This is a genomic window from Kangiella sp. M94 (assembly GCF_054926195.1).
This window is the reverse complement of the sequence record NZ_CM142903.1, coordinates 1,554,696-1,580,274: the sequence shown is the minus strand read 5'-3', so window position 1 is coordinate 1,580,274 and position 25,579 is coordinate 1,554,696. Positions and strand designations below refer to the sequence as shown.

The window sequence follows — 25,579 nt, the reverse complement described above, 5'->3', positions numbered from 1 at the left end:
TTTCCTTTGATACCTGAACTCGGTAACTTCTTTCTCATATTGGCGTTTATTAACGCCATTTTATTAGGTACTTTGCCATTTTATGGTGCGCACACCAACCATAAAGGTTTGATTCAATTTGCGCACCGGGCATCGACCAGTATTTTTCTGTTAATGCTGGTCAGTTTTGTCTGCCTGACGATTGCTTTTATCCAGAATGATTTTTCGGTAGCTTATGTCGCCAATCATTCCAATACTCAGCTCCCTATTTACTACCGAATTTCTGCGGTATGGGGATCGCACGAAGGTTCCCTGTTGCTGTGGGTGCTAATTTTAACCGGCTGGATTTTTGCGGTTTCTAAGTTCAGCAAATCTTTACCGGACGAAATGACCGCACGCGTGCTTGGAGTTATGGGGTTAATTGCGGTTGGCTTTGTTTCCTTTACCTTATTCACATCAAACCCTTTCGAGCGTGCTTTACCTTTCATTCCCATTGATGGCGCTGATCTCAATCCTTTACTGCAAGATTTTGGTCTGATCGTACATCCGCCCATGCTGTATATGGGCTATGTTGGATTCTCAGTGGTGTTTGCTTTTGCTATCGCTGGATTGTTGCAGGGTGAACTCGATCATAAGTGGGCCAAGTGGTCACGTCCATGGACAACGATTGCCTGGATCTTTATGACCATAGGAATCGCACTAGGCAGCTGGTGGGCTTATTACGAACTTGGCTGGGGCGGCTGGTGGTTCTGGGATCCGGTTGAAAATGCCTCCTTCCTGCCCTGGCTGGCGGGTACTGCTTTGATTCACTCCTTGGCGGCTACGGAAAAGCGTGGCGTATTTAAGTCCTGGACTGTGTTGCTGGCGATTTTGACCTTCTCTTTAAGTTTGCTGGGAACCTTCCTGGTTCGTTCCGGCGTGCTAACCTCGGTTCATGCTTTCGCTAACGATCCGGTTCGCGGTAAGTTTATATTGGTGTTCTTGGCGATTGTCGTAGGTGCTTCGTTGATTTTGTATGCGATTCAATCGAGCAAAGTTCGTTCCAAATCAAATTTCACCTTAGTATCACGAGAGGTGGCGTTGCTGTTTAATAATGCATTGTTAGCAGTGTCGACCTTTGTGGTTTTATTGGGTACGTTGCATCCGCTGATGGTCGAAGCTTTTACTGACGGCAAGTCGTCCGTTGGCCCTCCTTATTTTAATTTGATGTTCTCTGTCTTCTTCATTCCAATCTTGCTATTGATGCCTTTTGGTCAGCAAATTAAGTGGAAAAAAGATGACCTGCCTGCATTGTTGAAGAAATATATCTGGTGGTTCTCAAGCTGTATTATTCTGGCCTTTATTTTGACCTTTGGCCTGAATGGTTTCACGTTTGATGAACTTGAACCAATGGCTGTGATAGGAACTATTTTAGGCTTGTGGGTAATTGCTGGCACGATCAAGTATATTCAGCTGCAATCGGAAAAGGGTCAGACGCGCTGGGCGGGCATGCGCAAAATCAGCCGTAGTTATTGGGGTATGATTTTCGCCCATATCGGTGTGGCAGTCACAACTCTGGGTGTGGTGTTAACCTCTTACTACAGTATTGAGAAAGATATTCGCATCGAGATTGGCGAGACTGTCGAAGTGGAAGGTTTATCGGTTCATTTTAAAGATTTTAAAAACATTCAGGGCCCGAATTATATTTCATCGAAAGCTATTTTTGCGGTGTCCAAGTCAGGTGATTTTATCGCTGAGTTAAAGCCTGAAAAACGTCGCTACAATGCATCACAAATGGTCATGACTGAAGCAGCAATTGATCCCGGTTTATTTAGGGACGTTTATATTGCTATGGGTGAGCCATTGAATAATGCTGCCTGGGCGATTCGAGTGTATTACAAACCTTTCGTACGTTGGATTTGGTTAGGCGCTATCTTTATGGCCTTGGGCGGACTTTTGGCGATGACCGATAAGCGCTATCGGGAAAAGAAGTTTAAGAAAAAAAACTCTGAGGAGGCTGTTTCCAATGGCCAATAAAAAATTACTGATAACATCGATCCCTATCGTTGTTTTCATAGCATTGGTGATCGTCTTCTGGTTCTCTTTGGGCTCTGACCCTACAGAGTTACCATCGCAACGTATTGGTAAGCAAGTACCAGAGTTTCGCTTGAGTAATCTGCATAACCCTGAAGAAGCTTTTACCAATAAAGACTTGCCCAATAAGCCCTTCTTACTGAATGTGTGGGCGACCTGGTGCGTATCTTGCCACGTTGAGCATCCGTATTTAGTTAAATTCGCAAATCAATATCCTATCCCGATCATTGGTTTAAACTATAAAGATGTGCGGGTTGATGCATTGCAGTACTTGCAAAAAGGTGGTGACCCATATCTGTTTTCGATAGCCGATGAAGAAGGCACTCTGGGTATCGATCTGGGAGTTTATGGTGCTCCAGAAACCTTTATTGTGGATGGTGACGGTGTTATTCATCATCGTTACGTCGGTGTTATTGATGATAGAGTCTGGAAGACAATGATTTTGCCAAAAATGAAAGAACTGGATCCATCATTAGTCGATGTGGAGGCAACTCAATGAAGCAACTTGTATTGTGCATCAGCATCTTGTTTTTTGCACAGCTTAGCCAAGCTGTCATCGAAACTTACGAGTTTGATAATGAAGAACAAGAGCAACTGTATTATGAAATTATTAATGAGCTTCGTTGCCCTAAATGTCAAAACCAGACCATTGCCGACTCTGATGCGCCTTTATCCAGAGACTTGCGTTTTATTGTGCAGCAGAAAGTTAAAGCTGGCGAAACCAAGCGTAACATTTTAGCTTATATGCAAGAGCGCTACGGTGATTTTGTGTTGTATGATCCACCGGTTCAGCCTGCCAACTATATTCTCTGGTTTGCTCCACTGGCGATATTCCTGATTATTTTAATCGTTGTCATCACACGTGTAGGCCGTCGAAAAATAGATCCCGAAACAGGCGATGTTCAATCTAATGGCCCTCATTCAAACGAAGCTCTTTCAAAAGACACTCACTTAAAAGAAAAGGGCGAATAATTCATGGTAGCTTGGATCACATTAGCGCTGATTGTTCTTGTTTGGGCTGCCTGGCTATTCGGTGGTGTCTTTAAAGGCTCAAATAGAAAGCTACTGTATGTCAGTATGTTGTTGGTAAGCGGTATTTTGAGCCTGTTTATCTATTTCAAGATGGGAGCTCATGCCGAGCTGGAACAGCTTTCTGAGAAGCACCAGTCCCTTGCTGAACTTGATCTTGTACAGTTGGCCGATAGGGCACAAAAGAAAGAGATTACGGTTCTAGAGTTTTTAACTGAATTACGCTTGCGTAGCGAGATGGAGCCTGACAATAAGGAAAAGTGGTTTCAGCTTGGGCAAATCTTTTTAAGGTTTGGTGAGATTGAAGAAGCCGACCAGGCATTTGTGCGCGCTATCAGTCTCGAACCTACTGATGCCAGTCATTTGCAAGCAGCTCAATATTTTCTGGAATCAAACGAGCAGGCTGCTTATCAGGCTGCAGAACGGCATATCAATCTTGTTCTCATGAAAGATCCCAGGCATGACGGTGCTTTATTAATGCAGGGTGTTAATCAGTTCAAGCAACAGAACTATGAAGCGGCCATTAACTATTGGCAACGCCTTTTAGAGATGCGCGAACCAGGGAGCCAGTCTGCAAAGTTAATGCAAGAGCAGATTGCCAGAGCTGAGCATCAGCTCAAATTGCAGCGCACCAATAACATTAAAGTGTTTGTCGATAACTTATCTGAGCTGCCTTTGGAAAAGTTCAGTAAGGCCTTTGTTATCGTGCGTTCTAAAGCTGGCGGGCCTCCCGTAGCGGTACGTTCAGTAGCCTTAACCGAGCTCTACAATGGCGTGCTGCTGACTCCCAATGATGTGATGCTGCCGGACGTAGATTTATGGCAAGCTCAAGATGTTATGGTTGAAATTCGTTTGTCAGTGGAAGGTATTGCTCAACCTGGCACCGGTGACCAATATGGTAGAACTGAGTTGTTAGATAAGTTGACGCCTGGTGAACAGTTTCACATTGAGATTAACCAAACTGTGAATTAAGTTCGATCCTTCCTTGTTTTGACGTGACTTTCACAGGGAATAGTGGAAATTTGTTGTTAAGCTATTAATTTTATGTAACAAATAGCGATTAGGTTGGTCTAAAACCTGAATATTCTGTATTCGTAACAGTTTTTTAAACAACAAGTTAAACCACAAGTTAGGAGTTATGTCATATGTTAAATAAAGATAAAACCAAGTTAGCCCTTGTCGTGTCTGCTTCGCTTGCTGCTTCTGCAGCAGTCGGTACCGCCGCCGCTGGCGACAACCCTTTCACTTTAAATGACCTGCAATCTGGTTATAACCTTTCTATGTTTGATGGCCATGGCAAAGATGGCGAAGGCAAGTGTGGTGAAGGTAAATGCGGCGAAGACAAAGCCGAAAAAGCCGAAGAAGGTAAGTGCGGCGAAGGCAAGTGTGGTGAAGGTAAGTGCGGTGAAGACAAAGCCGAAAAAGCCAAAGAAGGCAAATGCGGTGAAGATAAAGCCAAAGAAGGTAAATGCGGCGAAGAAAAAGCCGAGAAAACCGAAGAAGGCAAATGTGGTGGCGCTAGCTAATCACTTGAGTCAAGCCAATTAAAGTGGCGCTTTGTCGCCACTTTTCCTTTCGATTCATTATTTCTCTGGGAGTGAATGTGAAACAACAAAAGATCATTACTGGTGCAGGCTTAGGACTTCGTCGAGACTTTCTTGATGAATATGACGCTTTGGATCAGTCTGATGTTGATTTCATGGAAGTTGCTCCTGAAAACTGGATTCCATACGGTGGCCGTTTGCAAGAGCAATTTAGACGCTATACCGATAGATTCCCCTTTGTCATTCATGGACTGTCACTGTCGATAGGTGGTCCAACGCCATTGGATACTGATTTTGTCAAACAGGTGGCTGAGTTCATTAAGACTTATGATATTCAGTGTTACAGCGAACACTTAAGTTATTGTAGTGATGATGGTCATATGTATGACTTGATGCCGATTCCGTTTACCGAAGAAGCGGTTCATTATGTAGCAGCTCGTATTAAACAGGTTCAGGATATTATCGGGCAACAGATCGCTATGGAGAACGTGTCCTACTATGCGGCACCAGGACAGGAAATGTCCGAGTTAGAGTTTTTGTTAGCGGTCTTAGAAGAGGCAGACTGCAAGTTGCTACTAGACGTTAACAACATTTACGTAAACAGTATTAACCATCAGTATGATGCTGAACAATTTCTAAAAGCTCTGCCAAAACATCGCATTGCTTACGGTCATATCGCTGGTCATTATGATGAAGCAGATGACCTCAAAGTGGATACCCATGGCTCTGACGTCAAAACTCAAGTTTGGGACTTACTGGATCTGGCTTATGAACAGTTTGGTGTTTTCCCGACTTTGCTGGAGCGAGATTTTAATATTCCGAAAATGAGCCAGTTATTGAAAGAAGTAGAGCAAATTAAAGTATTACAGAATAAATATCAGCAAGCCCCAGCAGCCATAGCTTAGAGGTTTATGCGCAATGAATAACGGCTCCGAGCTACCCAAGTTTCAACAAATCCAATACGAGTTCGCTAAAAATTTGCGTAACCCTTCTAAATATCAAGCGCCTGAAGGTATTGAAGCTCGGCGCATGAAGGTTTATCAGGATTTGTTTTATAACAACGTTCAGAATTTCTGTGCCAGTAGCTTTCCGATTTTGCGTTCCTTAACACCAGACGATAAATGGCACCAGATAGTGCGAGACTTCTTTACTGAGTATCGAGCTCATTCACCTTATTTTGCAGAGATTTCTGCTGAGTTTTTAAACTATTTATCGGAACATCGCCAGCCAGAGCAGAATGACTATCCTTTTATGCTGGAGCTGGCTCATTGGGAGTGGATGGAGGTGGCTTTATTAGCTAATAAAGACAATATTCTGTCCATCCCGCATGACAGAAATGGCGACTTGTTTGAGCAGAGTATCGTCATATCACCTTTAGCTAAAGCGCTGGCCTACGAATATCCGGTGCATCGTATCGGCAGTGCATATATACCTGAAGAGAAACCCGAACAGCCCAGCTTTCTGATTATTTGCCGTGACCGTAAACATAAGATTGAATTTATGGAAACTAATCTGTTCACTTACCGCTTGCTGCAGATTTTCCAGGAGCACTTGGAGCAGGAGCGGCAAATTACCGGCCAACAGGCATTGCAACAACTGGCTGAAGAAACTCAGTTTCCCAACCCCCAACAGCTCATTGAAGGTGGAAAACAAATGTTAGATAGCCTGTTGCAGCGTGACGTGATTTTGGGAGTTAATTCATGAACCAGGGCCAACGGTTCTAACAACAGGTCTGGCGCAAATCCACTGAAACCTTTATCATTGCGCCATTGGAATACCAAAGGAAAAAATAATGACGTTTCACCGATTGATATTGGTTTTGGGTGTTTTAACCTTATCAGCTTGCGCCACAACCGATTCTAATAACCCCAAAGATCCCTATGAGGAATACAACCGCAGCGTATGGGAATTTAACCGTGCCATTGATAAAGCTATTCTAAAGCCCACAGCGGAAGGGTATCAAGCAGTGACTCCCGACCCTGTTGAAAAAGGTATTTCCAATTTTTTCAGTAACTTAGGTGAGGTTGGAACCATTATTAATGACATCCTGCAAGCCAAATTCGGCAAGGCAGGGCGTGATACAGGTCGTTTCCTCATTAATAGCACTCTTGGCTTGGCCGGTTTTCTTGATCCTGCGACGGAAATGGGCCTAAAGAAAGAAGAAGAGGACTTTGGGCAAACGCTTGCTGCCTGGGGTTTTGACTCTGGACCTTATTTAATGCTGCCTTTTATTGGCCCTTCCACTGCTCGTGATGGTATTGGCTTTGCTGTAGACAAAACCGCTTTATATAGCCCCTATGATGAAATGGATGACACGCAAACCGAGTGGAGCTTAAGAGCCCTGGATCTGATTCAGACTCGCGCATCTTTATTACCTTTGGAAGAACAGCTGGAGCAAGCATTAGACGAGTACTCAATGGTCCGCGATGCTTATTTGCAGCGTAGAGAATTCTTAATTTACGATGGTCGTCCACCGATTGAAGATGATTGTGAGTTTGAAGAAGATTGCGAAGATTGGTAGTTTTACCCAAGCAATACTATTAGGATAACCAAGCAATACTATTAGGATAACCAAGCTATGCCGATGGATTTTAAAGACACTCTAGTCATTGCCATTTCGTCAACTGCCTTATTTGATCTGGCAGAAAGCCATCGCATTTACATGGAAAGTGGCGTTAACAGTTACGCCCAATATCAAATCGATCACGAAGATGAGCTACTTAAACCTGGCGCTGCATTTGGTTTGGTCCGCAAGTTACTGGCTCTGAATGAAGGGGCAGAAGACAAACCTCGAGTTGAGGTCATTCTGCTGTCTCGAAACAGTGCCGATACCGGACTTCGTGTTTTTAACTCTATTGAAAATCACCGGCTGCATATTACCCGTGCTGCCTTTACTTCGGGTAATAGCCCTTATCTGTATGCCGAAGCTTTTGGTGCTCACTTGTTCCTTTCCACCAATCCTGTTGATGTTACCCAAGCAATAGAGGCAGGTATTGCCGCGGCAACTATTGTGGCGCCAACTCAAGCAGGCAATGAAAGCGATATCATCAAATTTGCTTTTGATGGCGATGCAGTTTTGTTTTCTGATGAGTCCGAGCAGATTTTTCAAAGTGGTGGGCTGGAAGAGTTTACCAAGCATGAAAAAGCATCCGCTCAGAAACCCCTCGAAGGCGGCCCATTCAAGAACTTCCTGGCAGCACTGCATAAGCTACAGAAAGAGTTTGGCACCGAAGACTGCCCAATCCGAACTGCTTTAGTGACTGCTCGCTCAGCTCCCGCACATGAGCGCGTGATTCGGACACTCCGTTACTGGGATATTCGTATTGATGAAGCCTTATTTCTCGGTGGCATGGATAAGACCCGGTTCCTTAAAGCCTTTGGTGCGGATGTATTCTTCGATGACCAGGAAGGCCATATTGAGCGCGCCAGAGAGCATATTGCCAGTGGTCATGTACCTAATGGCGTCATTAATAAGAAGAAAGCCGAATAAGTCGCTTTGCTTCATAAAACTTCGTTACACCTCCTTCCTTGATATTTAAGACTGATTCGGGCATCTTGCTGAATACTTTTAGAATTATCAGCAAGGTATCAGTGTGAACATCAGTATCAAATACTTCATCTCAGCACTTCTATGTTTTGCAAGCTTTTCCTCATTAGCAGCTACTATTGATGCACCAGAAAGAACTGAAGGCGAAGGTCCTTTTAATCGGCTCATCTTGCGTGGCGGCATTATCATCAATGGTGAAGGCGCACCGCCAATTGGTCCAGTAGACATCATTATCGAAGGTAACATTATTAAAAGTATTCGTTCGGTTGGTGCGCCGGGTGTTGCAATTAATGAAGCTAAAAGACCAAAAGCAGGTCCAAATGATAAAGTAATGGATATCAGTGGCCATTATGTACTGCCTGGTTTTGTTGATATGCACGGACATATCGCAGGTAGTGTCGATGGGTTACCGGCTGAATATCCGTTGAAATTATGGTTGGCGCATGGCATTACGACGGTGCGCGAACCGGGTAGCTTTAACGGCCTTGACTGGACGCTAAAACATCAAAAGCTCAGTCAACAGAACAAGATCACAGCACCACGCATTGTGCCTTACATTGGATTCGGCATGGGTTGGAACAAAGAGATTACAACCCCTAAAGAAGCTCGCAAGTGGGTTCGCCATGTTGCTAACGAAGGCGCAGCCGGAATTAAGTTTTTTGGTTTACCGAAAGATATGATGGAAGCCGCATTGGATGAAGCTACTAAGCAGGGTTTAGGCACTATGATGCACCATGCCCAACTGAACGTGTATGGTACTAATGCATTGGATTCAGCGCGTCTCGGCTTAACATCAATGGAGCATTGGTATGGCTTGCCGGAAGCCCTGTTCACCGATAAGACTATTCAGGATTATCCGCTCGAATATAACTACAACGATGAATCACACCGCTTCACCGAAGCTGGCCGTTTATGGCAACAGGCTGCCGAAAAGGGTAGCGAACGATGGAACGCTGTGCGTGATGAGTTGATCGAGTTGGACTTTACCATCGATCCAACACTAACCATTTACGAAGCCAGCCGTGATGTCATGCGTGAGCGAGAGGCCGAGTGGCATGATGATTATACTCATCCGAAACTACTCGAATTCTTCGAACCCAACCGTCATTCGCATGGTTCTTACTTTTTCGATTGGACTACACAAAACGAAATTGACTGGAAAGAAAATTATCGTATCTGGATGAGTTTCTTGAATGATTATAAAAATCATGGCGGGCGGGTAACCACAGGTTCAGACACAGGCTATATCTACAAAATCTTTGGTTTTGGTTTGATTCGAGAGTTTGAATTGCTACAGGAAGCCGGTTTTCATCCACTCGAAGTCATTCAATCTGCGACGCTCAATGGCGCAGAAGCTTTGGGCATGGATGATAAGATTGGCTCATTACGTCCGGGCAAATTAGCCGACTTGGTGATCGTCGATGAAAACCCTATTGCAAACTTTAAGGTTCTTTATGGCACAGGCCATTACCGTTTGGGGCTTGATAATGTGCCGCAACGAGTCGGCGGTGTAAAATACACCATTAAAGATGGTATTGTTTTTGATGCACGTCAACTAAGAGAAGACGTTAAAGCTATCGTTGAGAAAGCTAAACAGGCTAAGTGATTTTAATCTAGTAAAAGCCTCTGCAAGATGCGGAGGCTTTTTTTTATTTCAAGATCTGAGTTAAGGCTGGTTCCAATTCTGGATAATTAAATTTAAACCCCGACTCTTCAAGTTTGTGCGGTAAGACCCTTTGTCCAGTCAATAGAATATGGGCCATTTCCCCCATAACAAGTTTCAAAGCAAAACCGGGAACCGTCATAAAAGTAGGGCGGCCGAGGACTTTACCCAATGTCTTGGTAAGGGTTTCGTTAGTAACAGGATTTGGTGCGGTTAGGTTAAAAGAGCCGGTTAGACTGTTATTGTCGATCAAGTGTTTGAGCGCTCGCACATGATCCTGAATATGAACCCAGGAAAAGTATTGATTTCCAGAGCCCAGCTTACCGCCCAACCCAAGTTTAAAAGGCAAAAGCATCTGTTGCAGGGCACCCTCGTCACCGAGTACAACCCCCGTGCGAATGCAGCATACACGAACTCCAAGGCTCTCAGCTCGATAGGCCGCATCTTCCCATTTTGAGCATAGTCGAACCTGAAATTCCGAAGCGTTGCCCGAGGTTGAATTTTCATCTAGCGTTTCATTGCCGCGAGGGCCGTAATAACCGATAGCAGAACCACTAATTAGGGTGTGGGGCTTATGCTCCAGATTTGACATCCAGTCGATCAAATCATTGGTTAAATTTAATCGACTGTTAACAATTTCCTGTTTGTATTTATCAGTCCAGCGCTTAGCTGATAAATTCGCACCAGCCAGATTAATCACAATATTCGCATGCTTTACTTCAGCAAGATCTCCCACCAGCTCGACATGCTTAAAATAGAAGTCGTCTTGATATTTAGAAGGAGTTCTACTCAGAACAATAATTTTATAATTGTCCTTCTGTAGTAAAGGAATCAAATTACGACCAATAAAGCCGGTACCACCTGTAATTAAAACCGTTTCCATATAATCCCTCAATAGCCATTAAGACGTTAAATTAGTATAACAAGCTGGCTGTGCAAAGTAAGTGAAGGAGTTAAATTTTTAGCTGGATGTTACTTTATTCAATTTAGATAACGATGTAGGTGCGGAGAATAGGAGCTTGAGAGTAGGGACAACTCATGAGTTGTCCCTACACACGAACAGGGCTTATAAAAAATTAACACTCAATAATATGAACTGCTAAACCACCACGCGCAGTTTCTTTATATTTGTCACGCATATCCATGCCGGTATCCCACATGGTTTGAATGACTTTATCGAGTGATACTTTGTGTTCGCCGTCACCTCGTAATGCTAAGCGAGCAGCATTAATGGCTTTGATAGAGCCCATGGCGTTACGTTCAATACAGGGAACCTGAACCAGGCCACCAACAGGATCGCAGGTTAAGCCGAGGTTGTGTTCCATACCGATTTCTGCAGCATTTTCCACTTGCTGTGGGCTGCCGCCCATAACTTCGGTCAGTGCACCGGCGGCCATCGAGCAGGCCACGCCAACTTCGCCCTGACAACCAACTTCAGCGCCAGAAATTGAGGCATTCAATTTATACAAAATACCGATCGCACCAGCAGTCAATAAGAAACGGATAACTGCTTTCTCATCAGCGTTTTGATGGAAGCGCATAAAGTAGAAGAGAACGGCAGGAATGATACCGGCTGCGCCATTGGTTGGTGCCGTGACTACTCGGCCCCCGCCAGCATTTTCTTCATTAACGGCAAGCGCGTAAAGATCGACCCAATCCATGGCGCGTAAAACATCATTCTCATTCGAGTCTGATTTGAGCTTACGATAAATACCGGGAGCTCGACGTTTAACTTTTAAACCGCCGGGTAAAATGCCTTCGCGATTACAGCCGCGCTTAATGCAGTCTTCCATCACTCGCCAGATTTCAAGTAGTTTGGCTTTGACTTCTTCTTCACTGCGCCATGACTTTTCGTTTTCCAGCATTAATGTTGATACACAAATACCTTCATCCTTACAGGTCTGCATGAGTTCTGCTGCAGAAGTGAAAGGATATTTTACTTTGGTGTCGTCTTCCATAATCGGTGTGTCAGCATCAACATCTTCGTTGACGACAAAACCGCCACCGACTGAGTAATAAGTTTTCTTCGCAATCTCATTGCCGTCTTTATCGAAAGCATAAAAAATCATGCCGTTGGAATGTCGCGGCAACGATTTTCGGCGATGCATAACGAGATCTTTTTCTTCATTAAATTTGAGTTCGAACTCGTTATTCAATTTGATTTTTTTCTCGCCACGGATCGTTTCTAATCGGGCTGGAATAATGTCGGTATCAATTTCTTCAGGCAGGTGACCTTCAAGACCAAGTAAGACAGCCTTATCAGAGCCGTGACCCTTACCGGTTGCTCCTAAGGAGCCATAAAGCTCAGATTTAACTCTGGCTACCGAAGGTAACAGTTTCTTTTCTGCCAAAAACTCAATAAAACGGTGTGCAGCACGCATAGGCCCTACGGTATGAGAACTGGAGGGGCCGATACCAATACTGAACATGTCAAAAACGCTAATTGCCAAGGTAAAACCTCAATAATTTAATCAAAATTAATATCCCTGATTGTACTCGCTATAAGTAGCAGTTGCTATGGCTAGCTACTCAGACCAGAGAAGCTTTATAAGAGGAGGTTATTGTAAAATGGGGAGTGTTAGAGCCTATGGATAAGCTTCGAAAACTGGACAATGATATTGGCGGTGGCGCCCCAGATATTGCGCTCCTGATACGGTATCGAATACACCGAATAGCGCTGACCATTGTATTCTTTGTAAAAGTGATTTTGATTATCTGGATTTAACACGAAATCAAGTGGCACTTCAAAAGCATCAGCCACCTCAGCCTCACACAGTCGCATCTCATAATGGTGCTGTACCTGCGCGACTATGGGCTGAATCATAAAACCTGAAACTGTAGGTTGTAATGGAAGTTTACCGAGAACATCGATCAGCTTGTCAGGGATACCCACTTCTTCATGAGTTTCGCGTAGTGCGGTATGGATCAAGTCTTTATCCGTGTCATCCATGCTGCCGCCGGGAAAGCTGATTTGTCCCGCATGATGGCGTAAGTGGAAGGTTCTTTGGGTCAGCAATAATTGTAACCCTTCTTCACGCTCAACAATCGGTACCAGCACCGCACTTGGTCTGAGAGTAGTTTCTTTAGGTGTGATCTGGTTTGCGCGGGCCAGAGCTTTTTCAATATCAATCAGTTTAATCATCTTTAAGAACGGGTAAAATTTTACTCAGTTTATGCAGCGTTTCCTGATACTCATTATCCGCCTCGGAGTCAGCAACTAATCCGCCGCCACCCCATGCGTAAATGGTATCATTTTCAGTGACTAATGTGCGGATAGCGATATTCGAATCCAACATGCCTCTAAAGTCATAATACAACACTGAGCCACAATAGATACTGCGGCGATGCGGTTCCAGTTCTTCAATGATTTGCATCGAGCGTACTTTGGGTGCGCCTGTAATCGAGCCACCGGGGAAGCAGTATTTTAATAATTCAATGGCATCTTTGTTTGGTGCCAAATCAGCTTCAATCGTACTGACCAGGTGATGCACTGAAGTAAAGGTCTGTAGCTCAAACAGTTTAGTAACCTTGACTGAGCCAATCGCTGCACTGCGGCCAATGTCATTGCGTAGCAAATCAACAATCATCAAATTTTCCGCACGATCTTTAGCGCTATTTTGCAATTCATCGGATAGGCGTTCGTCCTCAATCGGATCTTTTGAGCGTGGTCGGGTGCCTTTAATCGGTTGCGTGATGACGTGGCTTTTGTGCTTTTGTTTCTTAACTTCAATGAAACGTTCTGGCGACACAGAAAGAATTTGTTGTTGCTCGAGGTTCATATAAGCCGAGAAGGGTGCCTGATTGTGCTCGGCTAGTTTTAAATAAGCATTCCAGGGATGGCCTTGATAAGGTGCTTTGAAACGTTGCGCTAGATTGGCCTGATAGCAATCACCTGCATGAATATAATCATGCACCTTCTGAAATTTGTCAGTGTAGCTTTGCTGGCTCATATTTGATTGCCAGTTGTCGGCTAATTGAAAGTCTTCAAAGCTCGTTTTTTCAGCCTGCTCGTAATAGCCTTCGAACTCACGAATGATATCTTCCCAATAAGTTTCGCAGTAATCGGAAAACTTAAGCAGATAGCATTTTTGCTGTTGGTGGTCGCTAATAAAGCCCCATTCATACAAACCAAAGGCCATCTCCGGCAATTGGATATCTTTTTCAGCAATGTTTGGGATTTTTTCGACGTAGCGACCGAGGTCATAGCTACAGTAGCCTGCGATGCCACCGTGAAAGGGCAAGCGCGACAATTCCTTGGGCAATGGCAGGTAGTCATCAAGACCAGCCTGATAAAACTGGCGCAAGTCTTCGAAAGGCGTATGGCCCAGTTTCAGATCAAGGCCAGTAACCTCAGTCTTACCATCGCTAAAGCGAATGGTGGCTCGTGGCCGAGCTAAAATCAGATCAAAACGGGCTGCCTGATGAGTGGTTTTGCCGCTATCCAGCAATAAGGCCCACGGCTCGTTAGCGAACCAGGAGAAAAGGTTGCGTAGGGCTGCTGGGTCTCTGTAAGGAAATTCAACAAATTGAGCTGTGTTCTGTGTGTTTTTCATGCAGATAGTTTAAAAAAGAGTCAATTTGGTGGCTAAATCTGAATAATTAGCGTCCAAAATTTGGGAAACGCCATTGCCAGCCTGTATAATGTTCTGCCGATTTTAGAGGTTTGTTTGCTTCTTGTATAGCGAAGCACAAATTTACTCATTCTGAGCCGTCCACGGGAGAGACTTAATGGCCGCCATTAAAGCAGAAGACTTTATTGCAAGTGTTGCTGATGCCTTTCAATATATTTCCTACTACCACCCAAAAGATTTTATCCAGGCGCTAACTGCAGCCTACGAAAAAGAAGAAAGCCCTGCGGCGAAAGATGCCATGAAACAGATCCTGGTCAATTCACGCATGTCTGCCATGGGCCATCGTCCCGTGTGTCAGGACACCGGTATTGCCTGTGCTTTCGTCAAAGTAGGGATGGACGCGCGCTTTGAAGGCGGCATGACCATTCAGGAAATGGTTGATGAAGGTGTTCGTCGTGCTTACTTGAATCCTGAAAACCCATTACGTGCTTCAGTACTGATGGACCCAGCAGGTAAACGCCTTAACTCCAAGGACAATACACCAGCCGTGATTCACGTCGAAATGGTTAAAGGCGACAAGGTTGAAGTGACCTGCGCTGCGAAAGGCGGTGGTTCTGAAAACAAATCTAAATTTGTCATGCTCAATCCAAGTGATTCGATTGTCGACTGGGTGGTAGAGACTGTGCCTAAGATGGGCGCGGGCTGGTGTCCTCCAGGTATGCTTGGTATAGGTGTTGGTGGTACTGCTGAAAAAGCCATGGTACTGGCCAAAGAATCCTTGATGGATCCAATTGATATGCAGGAGCTATTGAAGCGCGGCCCGAGTAATCGCGTAGAAGAGTTGCGTATAGAAATCTACGAAGCGGTCAATAAGCTCGGTATCGGCGCACAAGGTTTGGGCGGTGTTACTACCGTGCTTGATGTCAAAATCAAAGATTGGCCAACCCATGCTGCGTCTAAGCCGGTAGCGATGATTCCAAACTGCGCGGCAACTCGTCATATTCATTTCACATTAGACGGCACCGGGCCTGCTATTCTTACTCCACCATCAATTGAAGATTGGCCGGATATGGAATACGAAGCCGCTGCAGATGCCAAGCGTGTAGACATGAATAATATTACGCCGGAAGAAGTGGCCAGCTGGAAACCGGGTCAGGTTCTGTTGCTAAACGGCAAGATTCTAACCGGCCGTGATGCAGCGCATAAAAAGATTAAAGATTTACTCGATTCAGGCGAAGGCTTGCCAGAAGGCCTCGACTTCACTAATCGATTTATTTACTACGTCGGCCCAGTCGATGCAGTCGGCGATGAAGCGGTAGGCCCAGCCGGCCCAACAACCGCAACGCGTATGGATAAATTCACTGACATGATGCTCGACAAAACCGGCTTACTGGGCATGATCGGCAAAGCAGAGCGCGGTGATGAAGCCATCGAAGCCATCAAGAAACACAAGTCGGTGTATCTAATGGCCGTCGGTGGTGCTGCCTATCTGGTTTCAAAAGCGATCAAACATTCAGAAGTCGTCGCCTTCCCAGAACTGGGAATGGAAGCCGTCTATGAATTTGACGTAAAAGACATGCCAGTGACCGTGGCGGTGGATTCTGAAGGTGAAAGCGTCCACAAGACTGGTCCGGCGGTTTGGAAGGTTAAGTTAGCGAGTTAAGAATAATTTATTTGGAGTGATAATAGTGCGAAGGGAAAAGTACAGCAAAGTCGATGAATATAGGGCTCTTAAAGAAGTACAGGACTACAACTTCTATGTGCTCATATTTGCAGTCCCAACATTCGCACTTGGCATATATAAACTAAAGGAAGATACATTATTAGGTGTTTTTCTTACTATATTGTCAGCATTAGTTTGTTACTCTACATTAAAAAAGTTGATTGTGATTAGAAGACGTATTAAGAGACTTATGGCGGATGATTAGTTGTTAATTTTCAGCTTGAGTTTTTAATAAAAATTAAATGCGTAGGGTGCGTCGTGATGCACCCCAAGAAACAAGAAGGTTTATATTATGAGTGCAGGTTTAAAATTTCGTAAAGCGGTCGAAGAAAACCATCCGCTACAATTAATGGGAACCATCACAGCTTATACCGCGCGTATGGCTGAAAAAATTGGTCACAAAGCCATTTACCTATCAGGTGGTGGTGTTGCCGCTAATTCACTAGGCATGCCAGACCTTGGCATCTCAACCGCTGAAGATTTGCTGGTTGATATCCGTCGCATCACAGATGTATGTTCACTGCCATTAATGGTTGATATCGATACCGGTTTCGGTGGTGCATTCAACATCGCTCGCACCACGCGCGGCCTCATCAAAGCGGGCGCTGCCGGTTTCCATATGGAAGATCAGGTGGCAACTAAGCGTTGTGGCCATCGTCCTAATAAAGAAGTCGTCAGCCAACAAGAAATGGTTGATCGAATTAAATCTGCCGTTGATGCGCGTACCGACGAAAACTTTGTCATCATGGCGCGTACCGATGCGTTAGCCGTCGAAGGCATGCAGTCTGCCATTGATCGTGCCAATGCCTGTATCGAAGCCGGTGCTGATATGATTTTCCCGGAAGCCATGCGCTCGCTGGAAGATTATGCAACCTTCCGTAAGCACGTTAAAGCTCCATTCCTTGCCAACATCACAGAATTTGGCGCAACACCTTTGTTCTCTTGTGACGAACTAGCAGGTGTTGGTGTCGATATCGTTTTATATTGTTGTGGTGCATACCGTGCCATGAATAAAGGAGCGGAAACTTTCTACAAAGATGTTATGGCGAAAGGACATCAGCGCGACGTGATAGATATCATGCAAACGCGTGAAGAATTATACGACTATCTTGGCTACCACGAATACGAGCAAAAGCTCGATGAATTATTCGCGCAAGAAAAAGCCAAAAAGAAATAAAACAGACTAGGAGTTAACCATGTCAGATTTACCAAAACCAAAAAAATCCGTAGCACTGTCTGGTGTAGCGGCAGGAAATACCGCATTGTGTACTGTAGGCCGCACCGGTAACGATTTACATTACCGTGGCTACGATATTTTAGACTTAGCAGAAAATTGCGAGTTCGAAGAAGTTGCCCATCTATTGATTCATGGCAAGTTGCCAAACAAAGCAGAGCTTGCCAACTATAAGCGCAAATTAAAAGCGCTTCGTGGTCTTCCTGCTTTAGTTCAAGACGCATTGGAATTGATTCCAGCTAACGCACATCCGATGGATGTATTGCGTACCGGCTGTTCAATGCTGGGTACTGTATTACCGGAGCGCGAAAGCCAGCCGATGAACGAAGCAAAAGATATTGCTGATCGTCTATTGGCATCTTTCCCTTCAATGTTATTGTACTGGTATCATTTCTCGCACAACGGCGTTGCCATTGACCTGGAAACTGACGAAGAGTCAATCGCCGGTCACTTCCTACACTTGTTACACGGCGAGCCATGCCCAGACTCATGGGTGCGCGCCATGCAAATTTCATTGAACCTGTACGCAGAGCACGAGTTCAATGCATCAACCTTCACCAGCCGCGTGATCACAGGTACAGGCTCAGACATGTACTCAGCAATCTGTGGCGGTATCGGCGCATTACGTGGTCCAAAGCACGGTGGCGCCAACGAAGTCGCGCTGGATATCCAAATGCGTTATGACAGTGCCGACCATGCAGAAACTGACATCAAAGAACGTTTGGCGCGCAAAGAAATCGTTATCGGTTTCGGCCACCCAGTTTATACAGTGTCCGATCCACGTAACGAAGTGATCAAAAAAGTTGCCAAAGAATTGTCAGAAGAGCAGGGCGACACCAAATTGTATGACGTTGCAGAACGTTTGGAACAAGTCATGTGGGACGAAAAGAAAATGTTCCCTAACCTTGATTGGTTCTCAGCCGTTTCGTACAACAAAATGGGCATCCCAACAGCCATGTTCACACCAATCTTCGTAATCTCGCGCATCACCGGTTGGTCAGCGCATGTTATGGAGCAACGTGTTGATGGCAAAATTATTCGTCCAAGTGCCAACTACAATGGGCCGGAGAATAAGAAGTTCGTTCCAATCGACAAACGTTAAAATGTTTTTTAAATAGCTGTCATCCCGCGGCTTGACCGCGGGATCCAGTGACTTTAATTGAAAGAGTTGGGTTACGCCAAGGCTGGGTCTGCCCCTTTGGGTAAACCCAACCTATAAGTAGCGAATTTGTAGGCTGGCGATGCACCCAAGGGGCAGACCCAGCACTGCGAATCCGAGCGAAGCCTGCCCTTGGGTGCAGGGTATTACAAGGTTGTACATGGGCGCACACACAGGTGCGCCCTACCATGTAGAGATTTAAGACCTCGAAGACGCTTAGCTACTTCGAGGCTACGACAGAACCAACAGACATGTCATCTGACCCACAGGGATGTGGGGAATGTACCAAGGGCATTCCTTTTAGTCACAAGCAATTCCTGGAGAATTGCCTGCCTGAATGAAAATCAGGATCTGCTCTTGGCTTTTGAAAGAATAGAGTTGGGTTACAAAGTAACTATTAGCAACAACAAAACCAAATCCATCAAACACAATCGTGTGGAAACTTATGAACACAAATTACAGAAAGAAACTTGAAGGCACTAACTTAGATTACTTCGACACGCGTGAAGCGGTTGAAGCCATCCAACCGGGTGCTTACGATAAACTTCCTTACACCTCAAAAGTCCTTGCTGAAAACTTGGTGCGCCGTTGCGATCCTGAGTCGCTGACGGACTCCTTGAAGCAGCTGATTGAGCGTAAGCGTGATCTGGATTTTCCATGGTTTCCTGCGCGCGTTGTGTGCCACGATATTTTGGGGCAAACAGCGTTTGTGGATTTGGCGGGTTTGCGCGATGCCATCGCGGAGAAGGGCGGCGATCCTTCCAAAGTCAATCCTGTGGTTCCGACTCAGTTGATCGTTGATCATTCGTTAGCGGTTGAACACGCAGGCTTCGAAAAAGATGCTTTCGAAAAAAACCGTGCCATTGAAGATCGTCGTAACGAAGATCGCTTCCATTTTATTAACTGGTGTAAAACAGCGTTTGAAAACGTCAACGTTGTCCCACCGGGCAATGGCATTATGCACCAGATCAATTTAGAGCGTATGTCGCCTGTTGTTCAATCACGCGACGGCGTTGCTTTCCCTGATACTTTAGTCGGTACTGACAGCCACACGCCAATGGTTGATGCATTAGGTGTTATCGCAGTCGGTGTGGGCGGTCTTGAAGCGGAAAGCGTAATGCTAGGTCGTGCTTCATACATGCGTCTTCCGGACATTATTGGTGTTGAATTAAAAGGCAAACCACAACCGGGCATCACCAGTACTGATATCGTATTAGCGATTACCGAATTCTTGCGTAACGAACGCGTCGTTTCCTCATACCTTGAGTTCTTCGGCGAAGGAGCTTCGCACTTAACCTTAGGCGACCGCGCCACTATCTCCAACATGACACCAGAGTTTGGCGCAACCGCCGCCATGTTCTATATCGATCAGCAAACCATTGATTATTTAACACTAACCGGTCGTGATGATGAGAATGTAAAACTGGTTGAAACCTACGCCAAGCAAACTGGCTTATGGGCGGATGGTTTAACCGGTGCAGAATACGAGCGTGTACTGACCTTTGATTTATCCTCAGTGGGACGCAACATTGCAGGCCCTTCGAATCCACATGCGCGAGTTTCAACGTCCGATCTGGCCAGCAAAGGTATCGCCAAACATATCGAAACCGAAGAAGGCAAAATGCCGGATGGCGCCTGTATTATCGCTGCCATCACTAGCTGTACCAATACCAGTAACCCACGCAACATGATTGCTGCCGGTTTGATCGCGCGTAACGCTAACAAATTAGGCTTAACCCGTAAGCCTTGGGTGAAAACATCATTGGCACCTGGCTCAAAAGCGGTAACTCTTTACCTTGAAGAATCAAACTTATTACCAGAACTTGAAAATCTTGGCTTTGGTGTCGTCGGTTACGCCTGTACTTCCTGTAATGGAATGAGTGGCGCATTGGATCCAAAGATCAAACAGGAAATCGAAGAACGCGATTTGTATTCGACTGCAGTACTGTCTGGTAACCGTAACTTCGATGGTCGTATTCATCCGCACGCTGACCAGGCTTTCCTGGCGTCGCCTCCATTAGTCGTGGCTTATGCCATCGCCGGTACCATTCGTTTTGATATCGAAAAAGATGTTTTGGGAACTGATAAAGACGGCAACCCAGTCACTCTAAAAGACATCTGGCCAAGTGACGAAGAAATTGATTCGATCATCAAAGATAACGTTAAGCCGGAACAGTTCCGCGCGGTTTATGAGCCAATGTTTGATATTAAAGTCGATATGGGTGAGAAAAGCACACCGCTCTACGACTGGCGTCCGCAGAGCACCTACATTCGCCGCCCACCGTATTGGGAAGGCGCATTGGCAGGCGAGCGCACCATGAAAGGTATGCGTCCATTGGCAGTGTTAGGCGACAACATCACAACCGATCATTTGTCACCATCCAACGCGATTCAAAAATCAAGCGCAGCAGGTGCCTACCTCGACAAAATGGGCTTGCCGGAAGAAGACTACAATTCTTATGCAACCCACCGTGGTGACCATTTAACCGCACAACGCGCCACTTTCGCCAACCCAAAATTGTTGAACGAAATGGTTCGCAACGAAGATGGTTCGGTTAAACAGGGCTCCTTAGCGCGTCTTGAGCCAGAAGGCAAAGAAATGCGCATGTGGGAAACCATTGAAACTTACATGGAACGCAAGCAACCGTTGATCATAATTGCCGGTGCAGACTATGGCCAAGGCTCATCACGCGACTGGGCCGCCAAAGGCGTACGCCTCGCAGGTGTTGAAGTAATCGTCGCCGAAGGTTTCGAACGTATTCACCGCACCAACTTGATCGGCATGGGCGTATTACCGTTAGAATTCACCAACGGCGAAACACGCAAAACCTACAACATCGACGGCACAGAAACCTACGACGTTGAAGGCGAAGTCAGCCCAGGGGCAAACCTCAAAGTCATCATGCACCGCAAAGATGGCGAGCGAGTAGAAATCCCAGTGAAATGCCGCCTCGACACCGCAGAAGAAGTTTCTATCTATGAGGCTGGTGGCGTGTTGCAGCGATTCGCACAAGATTTCTTGAGTGGGAATGCTTAATAATGTTCTGTCATCCCGCGGTTTAACCGCGGGATTCCGTGACTGTAATTGAGAAAGTTGGGTTACGCCTATGGCTAACCCAACCTATAAGTAGGGGGCAGCGAGCAAATCCATAAAGGATTGTCATTCTGACGAAAGTCAGAATCTGCTCTTGAGAAAATAATCGAGCGCACACACAGGTACCCAATGGGGCAGACCCTGCGCCCCTACCATATTGTTGTAGGCTGGTGATGAGTGAAACGAATCCCAGCGTTTTTAACTCAAGACATAAACCTCGAAGACGCTTTGCTCCTTCGAGGCTACGACAGAACTAAAAGACTTGTCATCCCGCGGCTTGACCGCGGGATCCAGTGACTTTAAAAAATAGTCGGGCGCACACATAGGTGCGCCCCTACCAAACTAATAAAATAAGGTGTAATGATGCCTAACAAGTTTCCTCCACAAATTAAAATCCCAGCCACCTACATGCGTGGCGGAACCAGTAAAGGTGTATTCTTTAACCTGACTGACTTACCCGAAGCAGCCCAGGTACCGGGCGAAGCGCGTGATAAATTATTGCTACGGGTTGTCGGCAGTCCTGATCCTTACGGCAAGCACACCGACGGTATGGGTGGCGCTACTTCAAGCACCAGCAAGACTGTCATCCTGTCAAAGAGCACTAAGCCTGATCATGATGTGGATTATCTTTTCGGTCAGGTCTCTATCGACAAGCCTTTTGTAGACTGGAGTGGTAACTGCGGTAACTTGACCGCGGCGGTTGGCTCGTTCGCCATCAGCAGCGGGCTGGTTGACCCAAGTCGTATTCCAGACAATGGTGTCGCCGTGGTTCGTATCTGGCAAGCCAATATCGAGAAAACCATTGTTGCACATGTTCCAATCACCAATGGCGAAGTGCAGGAAACAGGTGATTTCGAACTAGACGGTGTGACATTCCCAGCAGCAGAGGTCAAAGTTGAATTCATGGATCCTGCCGATGGTGAAGGTTCCATGTTCCCAACGGGTAACCTGGTTGACGATCTGGAAGTGCCCGGCATCGGCACATTAAAAGCGACCATGATTAACGCCGGTATTCCAACCATTTTCCTCAACGCCAACGAAGTCAATTACAACGGCACAGAGCTACAGGAAGCGATCAATAACGATGGTAAAGCCTTGCTCATGTTTGAACTCATTCGAGCGCACGGTGCAGTTAAAATGGGTTTAATTTCAGACATCGAAGAAGCAGCCAATCGCCAACATACACCGAAAGTCGCCTTCGTAGCACCGCCAGCCGATTACATATCCTCCAGCGGTAAACAAATCAAAGCTAGCGATATCGACCTTAACGTCCGTGCCTTATCCATGGGCAAACTGCACCACGCCATGATGGGCACCGCCGCTGTCGCCATCGCAACCGCAGCTACCATTCCCGGCACACTGGTCAACCTCGCCGCAGGTGGAGGAGATCGCCAAGGCGTCACCTTCGGGCATCCATCAGGCACGCTTAAAGTAGGCGCCGAAACCGAAAAGCAAGGCAATGACTGGGTCGCCAAAAAAGTTATCATGAGTCGTAGTGCACGTGTCTTAATGGAAGGCTGGGTCAGAGTGCCGGGCGATTGTTTTTAGAAATAGAAACAGAAAAAGGGATGAAATATGTCGAATGAAGAGTTAGCCGCAGTATTTGGAATAGGGATATTCCTTCTTGTTTCTGTATTTGCATTAAGACTAATGGCTAACTTTTTAAAGAAGCCTCTAAAAGCATTTAAAGAATATGCCGATGAAAGCTTAGATAACTATAAGCACTGGCAACGAACGACAGGTTTCATTAAAAGTACAGAAGTTAAGATAGAACATAGCCCTTCTAATACGATTACCATTAATACCACATCCTACAAACCCCATATCGAATATACCTATGAGATTGACGGTAAAACCTATCATGGCCAGCAATTGGCCCTGGTTCTGATCAACCAATCTACTCACAAAGAAGCTGAAGAGTTTCTAGAGCAATATCAGGTAGGTAAGCCAGTAATGATTTACTATGATCCAGATGCACCTCAGGTTTCATCAATCTTCAAAAAACTATCGATTCCATTGAATAAACAAAAGCGAGGACCTTTGTATTTTGATGGGGTTCTCGACGATAAGTGATTGCCCGGTATGGACTTTTAAGTCATATTTGCATTAAGGCCGCACTTAACATGCGGCTTTTTTTGTGGGATAGTTTTAGACTTTTATGGGGAGAGATGTCAATGCAGGACATAATTAAATCAATAAAAGCATATCTTTACGATAGATCTTCAAGTCCGCTTTTAGGAGCATTCATTTGTTCTTGGTTAGTGTGGAACTATAAATTAATCATCATAGTTTTTTCTTCAGAGGAACTGTCAGGAAAATTTGTATTTATTTCAGAATACTGGAGTGAGCAGTTATTTTGGGGAGCAAGCTATTTTATTTTTCCTTCCATGCTAACAGCGCTATACATATTCGCATATCCTTATATTGCTAAGCCTGTTTATGAGTTTTCATTGAAAATTCAGCGAGAACTCAAAAAAATAAAACAGCAACAAGAGAACGAAATGCTTCTTTCTGTAGAAGAATCCAGACAGTTAAGAGTTGAAATTGCAAGCTTACGAGAAAAATATTTAGAAAATACGGTTCAATTACAAAGAACAATCACAAGTCAAAATGAAGAAATTAAAAAGCTGAAAAGTCAAATTGGTTCTAGTGAAATTAGTTCCGAAGAGAGTAAAAGTAAAGACAAATTATCAATAACTAAGGAGGGCCTGGTAAGTTTAGTCAATGAAAGAGAGAGAGGGCAGTTTTCACTAGATGACTTATTTGGTGTTAGAGAGTGGAGTTCATTCACAGAGGAAAGTAAAAGAATACTTAATTCATACTTAGATGAGTTGATCGAGGATGGCAGTCTTGAAAATGTAAAACAAGTAAAGCAATCCGGGACAAAAAAAATATATGAAAAAGTACATAAGGAAGACTTTGATTTAGATGATATTGACACACAGGTTATAGCTAATATATCTGAGATGGGTGAAGGAGCGGGGCTTTCAGCTGCTGATCTTTCAAGTGAGTTGGGCGTTTCGGTTTCAAAGGTAAGGATTGTTTTGGATAAATTAAATAATCAAAAATATATCGAAGAAATAGGATATATGGACGGGGCAACTCTTTATACCGCAACAGTCAAAGGATTAAGCTTATTAGAGCGTAAAGGTTTGTTAGAGTAACAAGACTTTATGTGCCGAGATACACCAGTTATTACATGTGACTGGCTCCCGTGATAAGCGAACGAAGGTAGTGCCTCAGGCGCCACGGGATGACAAGTGTTGATTGTTTGCCAACTGTCTCTTTGCTCTTCTCTTAATTTCCCCTCATAAACTCCTGTGTCTAACTACAGGAGTTTTTCTATGTTACGTCCTTGTTAAGTTTCGTGTCTCTTCTTATTCTTTTCCATATCTCTCCCACAAGCTTCTATCTTTCATTGAATTTATTGCCTGATCAATTGCACTGAAAATATCCACACCAATATCTTTCGAAATACTATCAACTAAAACTTCTGATTGTTTGAGGTATTCTTTTATCTTTTGACTCTGTTCTTTGCCCTTGCTTGTTAGGGAGTAGAGGGTTCGTCTTTTGTCTTCTTTATCCGGTTGTTGCTGAATCAGTCCGAGCTTGATTAGTTTTGGTAGCTTTTGTTTAACCAGTTGGTGTGACTGTTCCAGTTTTCTGGCGAGTTCGGCTAACGATGCTTGCTCTAGCTCTATTAGACTGAGCAGGGTAGAGCAGGATTTGATTGGGACAATAATTCCCAGGCTATCGAAAATAGGTTGGGTTTGTTGTTCAATGAGGTTGCTCAGATCTTCTGCGCGTTTACCCAGTAGTGCTTTACCATTCATTTTCTCTTTAACCGCCTCTCTAATTTCATTGTTTTATTCAGATCAATCATGCATTGACTTAATTTCAGGAATTAATGTAACATGTTGCGCAATATATTGCGAATTATAAAGTGTGTGTCTAGAAAATCGA

Annotated in this window: 22 protein-coding genes; 17 read left to right on the top strand and 5 right to left on the bottom strand. The window is 44.9% G+C overall.

The genetic code is table 11. The features are described from left to right. Window positions 1–6 precede the first annotated feature (6 nt). From ACYTXU_RS07210 to ACYTXU_RS07165, 10 genes are all read left to right on the top strand, one after another. Complete coding sequence (locus ACYTXU_RS07210) at window positions 7–1,995, top strand: heme lyase CcmF/NrfE family subunit (RefSeq protein WP_462205950.1); 1,989 nt, start codon at window positions 7–9, stop codon at window positions 1,993–1,995. Then, window positions 1,985–2,551, top strand: coding sequence for a DsbE family thiol:disulfide interchange protein (locus ACYTXU_RS07205; protein WP_462205948.1), 567 nt, complete (start codon window positions 1,985–1,987; stop codon window positions 2,549–2,551). The genes ACYTXU_RS07210 and ACYTXU_RS07205 overlap by 11 nt, the downstream gene beginning before the upstream one ends. After that, window positions 2,548–3,024, top strand: coding sequence for a cytochrome c-type biogenesis protein (locus ACYTXU_RS07200; RefSeq protein WP_462205947.1), 477 nt, complete (start codon window positions 2,548–2,550; stop codon window positions 3,022–3,024). The genes ACYTXU_RS07205 and ACYTXU_RS07200 overlap by 4 nt, the downstream gene beginning before the upstream one ends. A 3-nt stretch (window positions 3,025–3,027) precedes the next feature. Next, on the top strand, window positions 3,028–4,053 hold the full coding sequence (locus ACYTXU_RS07195) for a tetratricopeptide repeat protein (RefSeq protein WP_462205946.1): 1,026 nt from the start codon (window positions 3,028–3,030) through the stop codon (window positions 4,051–4,053). Window positions 4,054–4,226: 173 nt separating this feature from the next. Further along, the gene (locus ACYTXU_RS07190; RefSeq protein ID WP_462205945.1) at window positions 4,227–4,607 is read left to right on the top strand and encodes an HvfA family oxazolone/thioamide-modified RiPP metallophore; all 381 of its coding nucleotides are present in this window, start codon (window positions 4,227–4,229) and stop codon (window positions 4,605–4,607) included. A 77-nt stretch (window positions 4,608–4,684) separates the two neighbouring features. Next, window positions 4,685–5,530, top strand: coding sequence for an HvfB family MNIO-type RiPP peptide maturase (locus ACYTXU_RS07185; protein WP_462205944.1), 846 nt, complete (start codon window positions 4,685–4,687; stop codon window positions 5,528–5,530). A gap of 13 nt (window positions 5,531–5,543) precedes the next feature. Next, window positions 5,544–6,329, top strand: a complete 786-nt coding sequence (locus tag ACYTXU_RS07180) for an HvfC family RiPP maturation protein (protein ID WP_462205942.1) — start codon at window positions 5,544–5,546, stop codon at window positions 6,327–6,329. Between the two features lie 88 nt (window positions 6,330–6,417). Continuing rightward, window positions 6,418–7,146: an MlaA family lipoprotein gene (locus tag ACYTXU_RS07175; protein WP_462205941.1), complete on the top strand. Its 729-nt coding sequence runs from the start codon at window positions 6,418–6,420 to the stop codon at window positions 7,144–7,146. A 57-nt stretch (window positions 7,147–7,203) separates the two neighbouring features. After that, a complete protein-coding gene (locus ACYTXU_RS07170) occupies window positions 7,204–8,115 on the top strand; it encodes a 5'-nucleotidase (protein ID WP_462205940.1) in 912 nt (303 codons plus the stop codon). A gap of 109 nt (window positions 8,116–8,224) precedes the next feature. Further along, window positions 8,225–9,778: an amidohydrolase family protein gene (locus ACYTXU_RS07165; protein WP_462209379.1), complete on the top strand. Its 1,554-nt coding sequence runs from the start codon at window positions 8,225–8,227 to the stop codon at window positions 9,776–9,778. Window positions 9,779–9,821: 43 nt separating this feature from the next. Here the strand turns inward: ACYTXU_RS07165 and ACYTXU_RS07160 are convergent, their stop codons facing one another. From ACYTXU_RS07160 to pabB, 4 genes are all read right to left on the bottom strand, one after another. After that, window positions 9,822–10,718: a TIGR01777 family oxidoreductase gene (locus ACYTXU_RS07160; protein WP_462205938.1), complete on the bottom strand. Its 897-nt coding sequence runs from the start codon at window positions 10,716–10,718 to the stop codon at window positions 9,822–9,824. Window positions 10,719–10,911: 193 nt separating this feature from the next. After that, on the bottom strand, window positions 10,912–12,285 hold the full coding sequence (locus ACYTXU_RS07155) for an L-serine ammonia-lyase (protein ID WP_462205937.1): 1,374 nt from the start codon (window positions 12,283–12,285) through the stop codon (window positions 10,912–10,914). Window positions 12,286–12,413: 128 nt separating this feature from the next. Beyond that, a complete protein-coding gene (locus ACYTXU_RS07150; protein WP_462205935.1) occupies window positions 12,414–12,977 on the bottom strand; it encodes a CoA pyrophosphatase in 564 nt (187 codons plus the stop codon). After that, complete coding sequence (gene pabB, locus ACYTXU_RS07145) at window positions 12,970–14,388, bottom strand: aminodeoxychorismate synthase component I (protein ID WP_462205934.1); 1,419 nt, start codon at window positions 14,386–14,388, stop codon at window positions 12,970–12,972. The genes ACYTXU_RS07150 and pabB overlap by 8 nt, the downstream gene beginning before the upstream one ends. A gap of 175 nt (window positions 14,389–14,563) precedes the next feature. Between pabB and ACYTXU_RS07140 the strand changes: the two genes are divergently transcribed. From ACYTXU_RS07140 to ACYTXU_RS07110, 7 genes are all read left to right on the top strand, one after another. After that, window positions 14,564–16,069, top strand: coding sequence for a fumarate hydratase (locus ACYTXU_RS07140; RefSeq protein WP_462205933.1), 1,506 nt, complete (start codon window positions 14,564–14,566; stop codon window positions 16,067–16,069). Window positions 16,070–16,421: 352 nt separating this feature from the next. After that, window positions 16,422–17,306, top strand: coding sequence for a methylisocitrate lyase (prpB, locus tag ACYTXU_RS07135; protein WP_462205931.1), 885 nt, complete (start codon window positions 16,422–16,424; stop codon window positions 17,304–17,306). Between the two features lie 19 nt (window positions 17,307–17,325). Next, window positions 17,326–18,465, top strand: coding sequence for a bifunctional 2-methylcitrate synthase/citrate synthase (prpC, locus tag ACYTXU_RS07130; RefSeq protein ID WP_462205930.1), 1,140 nt, complete (start codon window positions 17,326–17,328; stop codon window positions 18,463–18,465). A 502-nt stretch (window positions 18,466–18,967) separates the two neighbouring features. Then, a complete protein-coding gene (gene acnD, locus ACYTXU_RS07125) occupies window positions 18,968–21,559 on the top strand; it encodes a Fe/S-dependent 2-methylisocitrate dehydratase AcnD (protein ID WP_462205928.1) in 2,592 nt (863 codons plus the stop codon). Between the two features lie 420 nt (window positions 21,560–21,979). Beyond that, window positions 21,980–23,164, top strand: coding sequence for a 2-methylaconitate cis-trans isomerase PrpF (prpF, locus tag ACYTXU_RS07120; protein WP_462205926.1), 1,185 nt, complete (start codon window positions 21,980–21,982; stop codon window positions 23,162–23,164). A gap of 27 nt (window positions 23,165–23,191) precedes the next feature. Next, window positions 23,192–23,689, top strand: a complete 498-nt coding sequence (locus ACYTXU_RS07115; RefSeq protein WP_462205925.1) for a DUF3592 domain-containing protein — start codon at window positions 23,192–23,194, stop codon at window positions 23,687–23,689. A 101-nt stretch (window positions 23,690–23,790) separates the two neighbouring features. Continuing rightward, entirely contained in the window at window positions 23,791–24,780 is a 990-nt protein-coding gene (locus tag ACYTXU_RS07110) for a hypothetical protein (RefSeq protein WP_462205924.1), read from the top strand. A gap of 213 nt (window positions 24,781–24,993) precedes the next feature. On the opposite strand, the gene ACYTXU_RS07105 is transcribed toward ACYTXU_RS07110, so the two are convergent. After that, the gene (locus ACYTXU_RS07105; RefSeq protein WP_462205923.1) at window positions 24,994–25,449 is read right to left on the bottom strand and encodes a winged helix DNA-binding protein; all 456 of its coding nucleotides are present in this window, start codon (window positions 25,447–25,449) and stop codon (window positions 24,994–24,996) included. Window positions 25,450–25,579 lie beyond the last annotated feature (130 nt).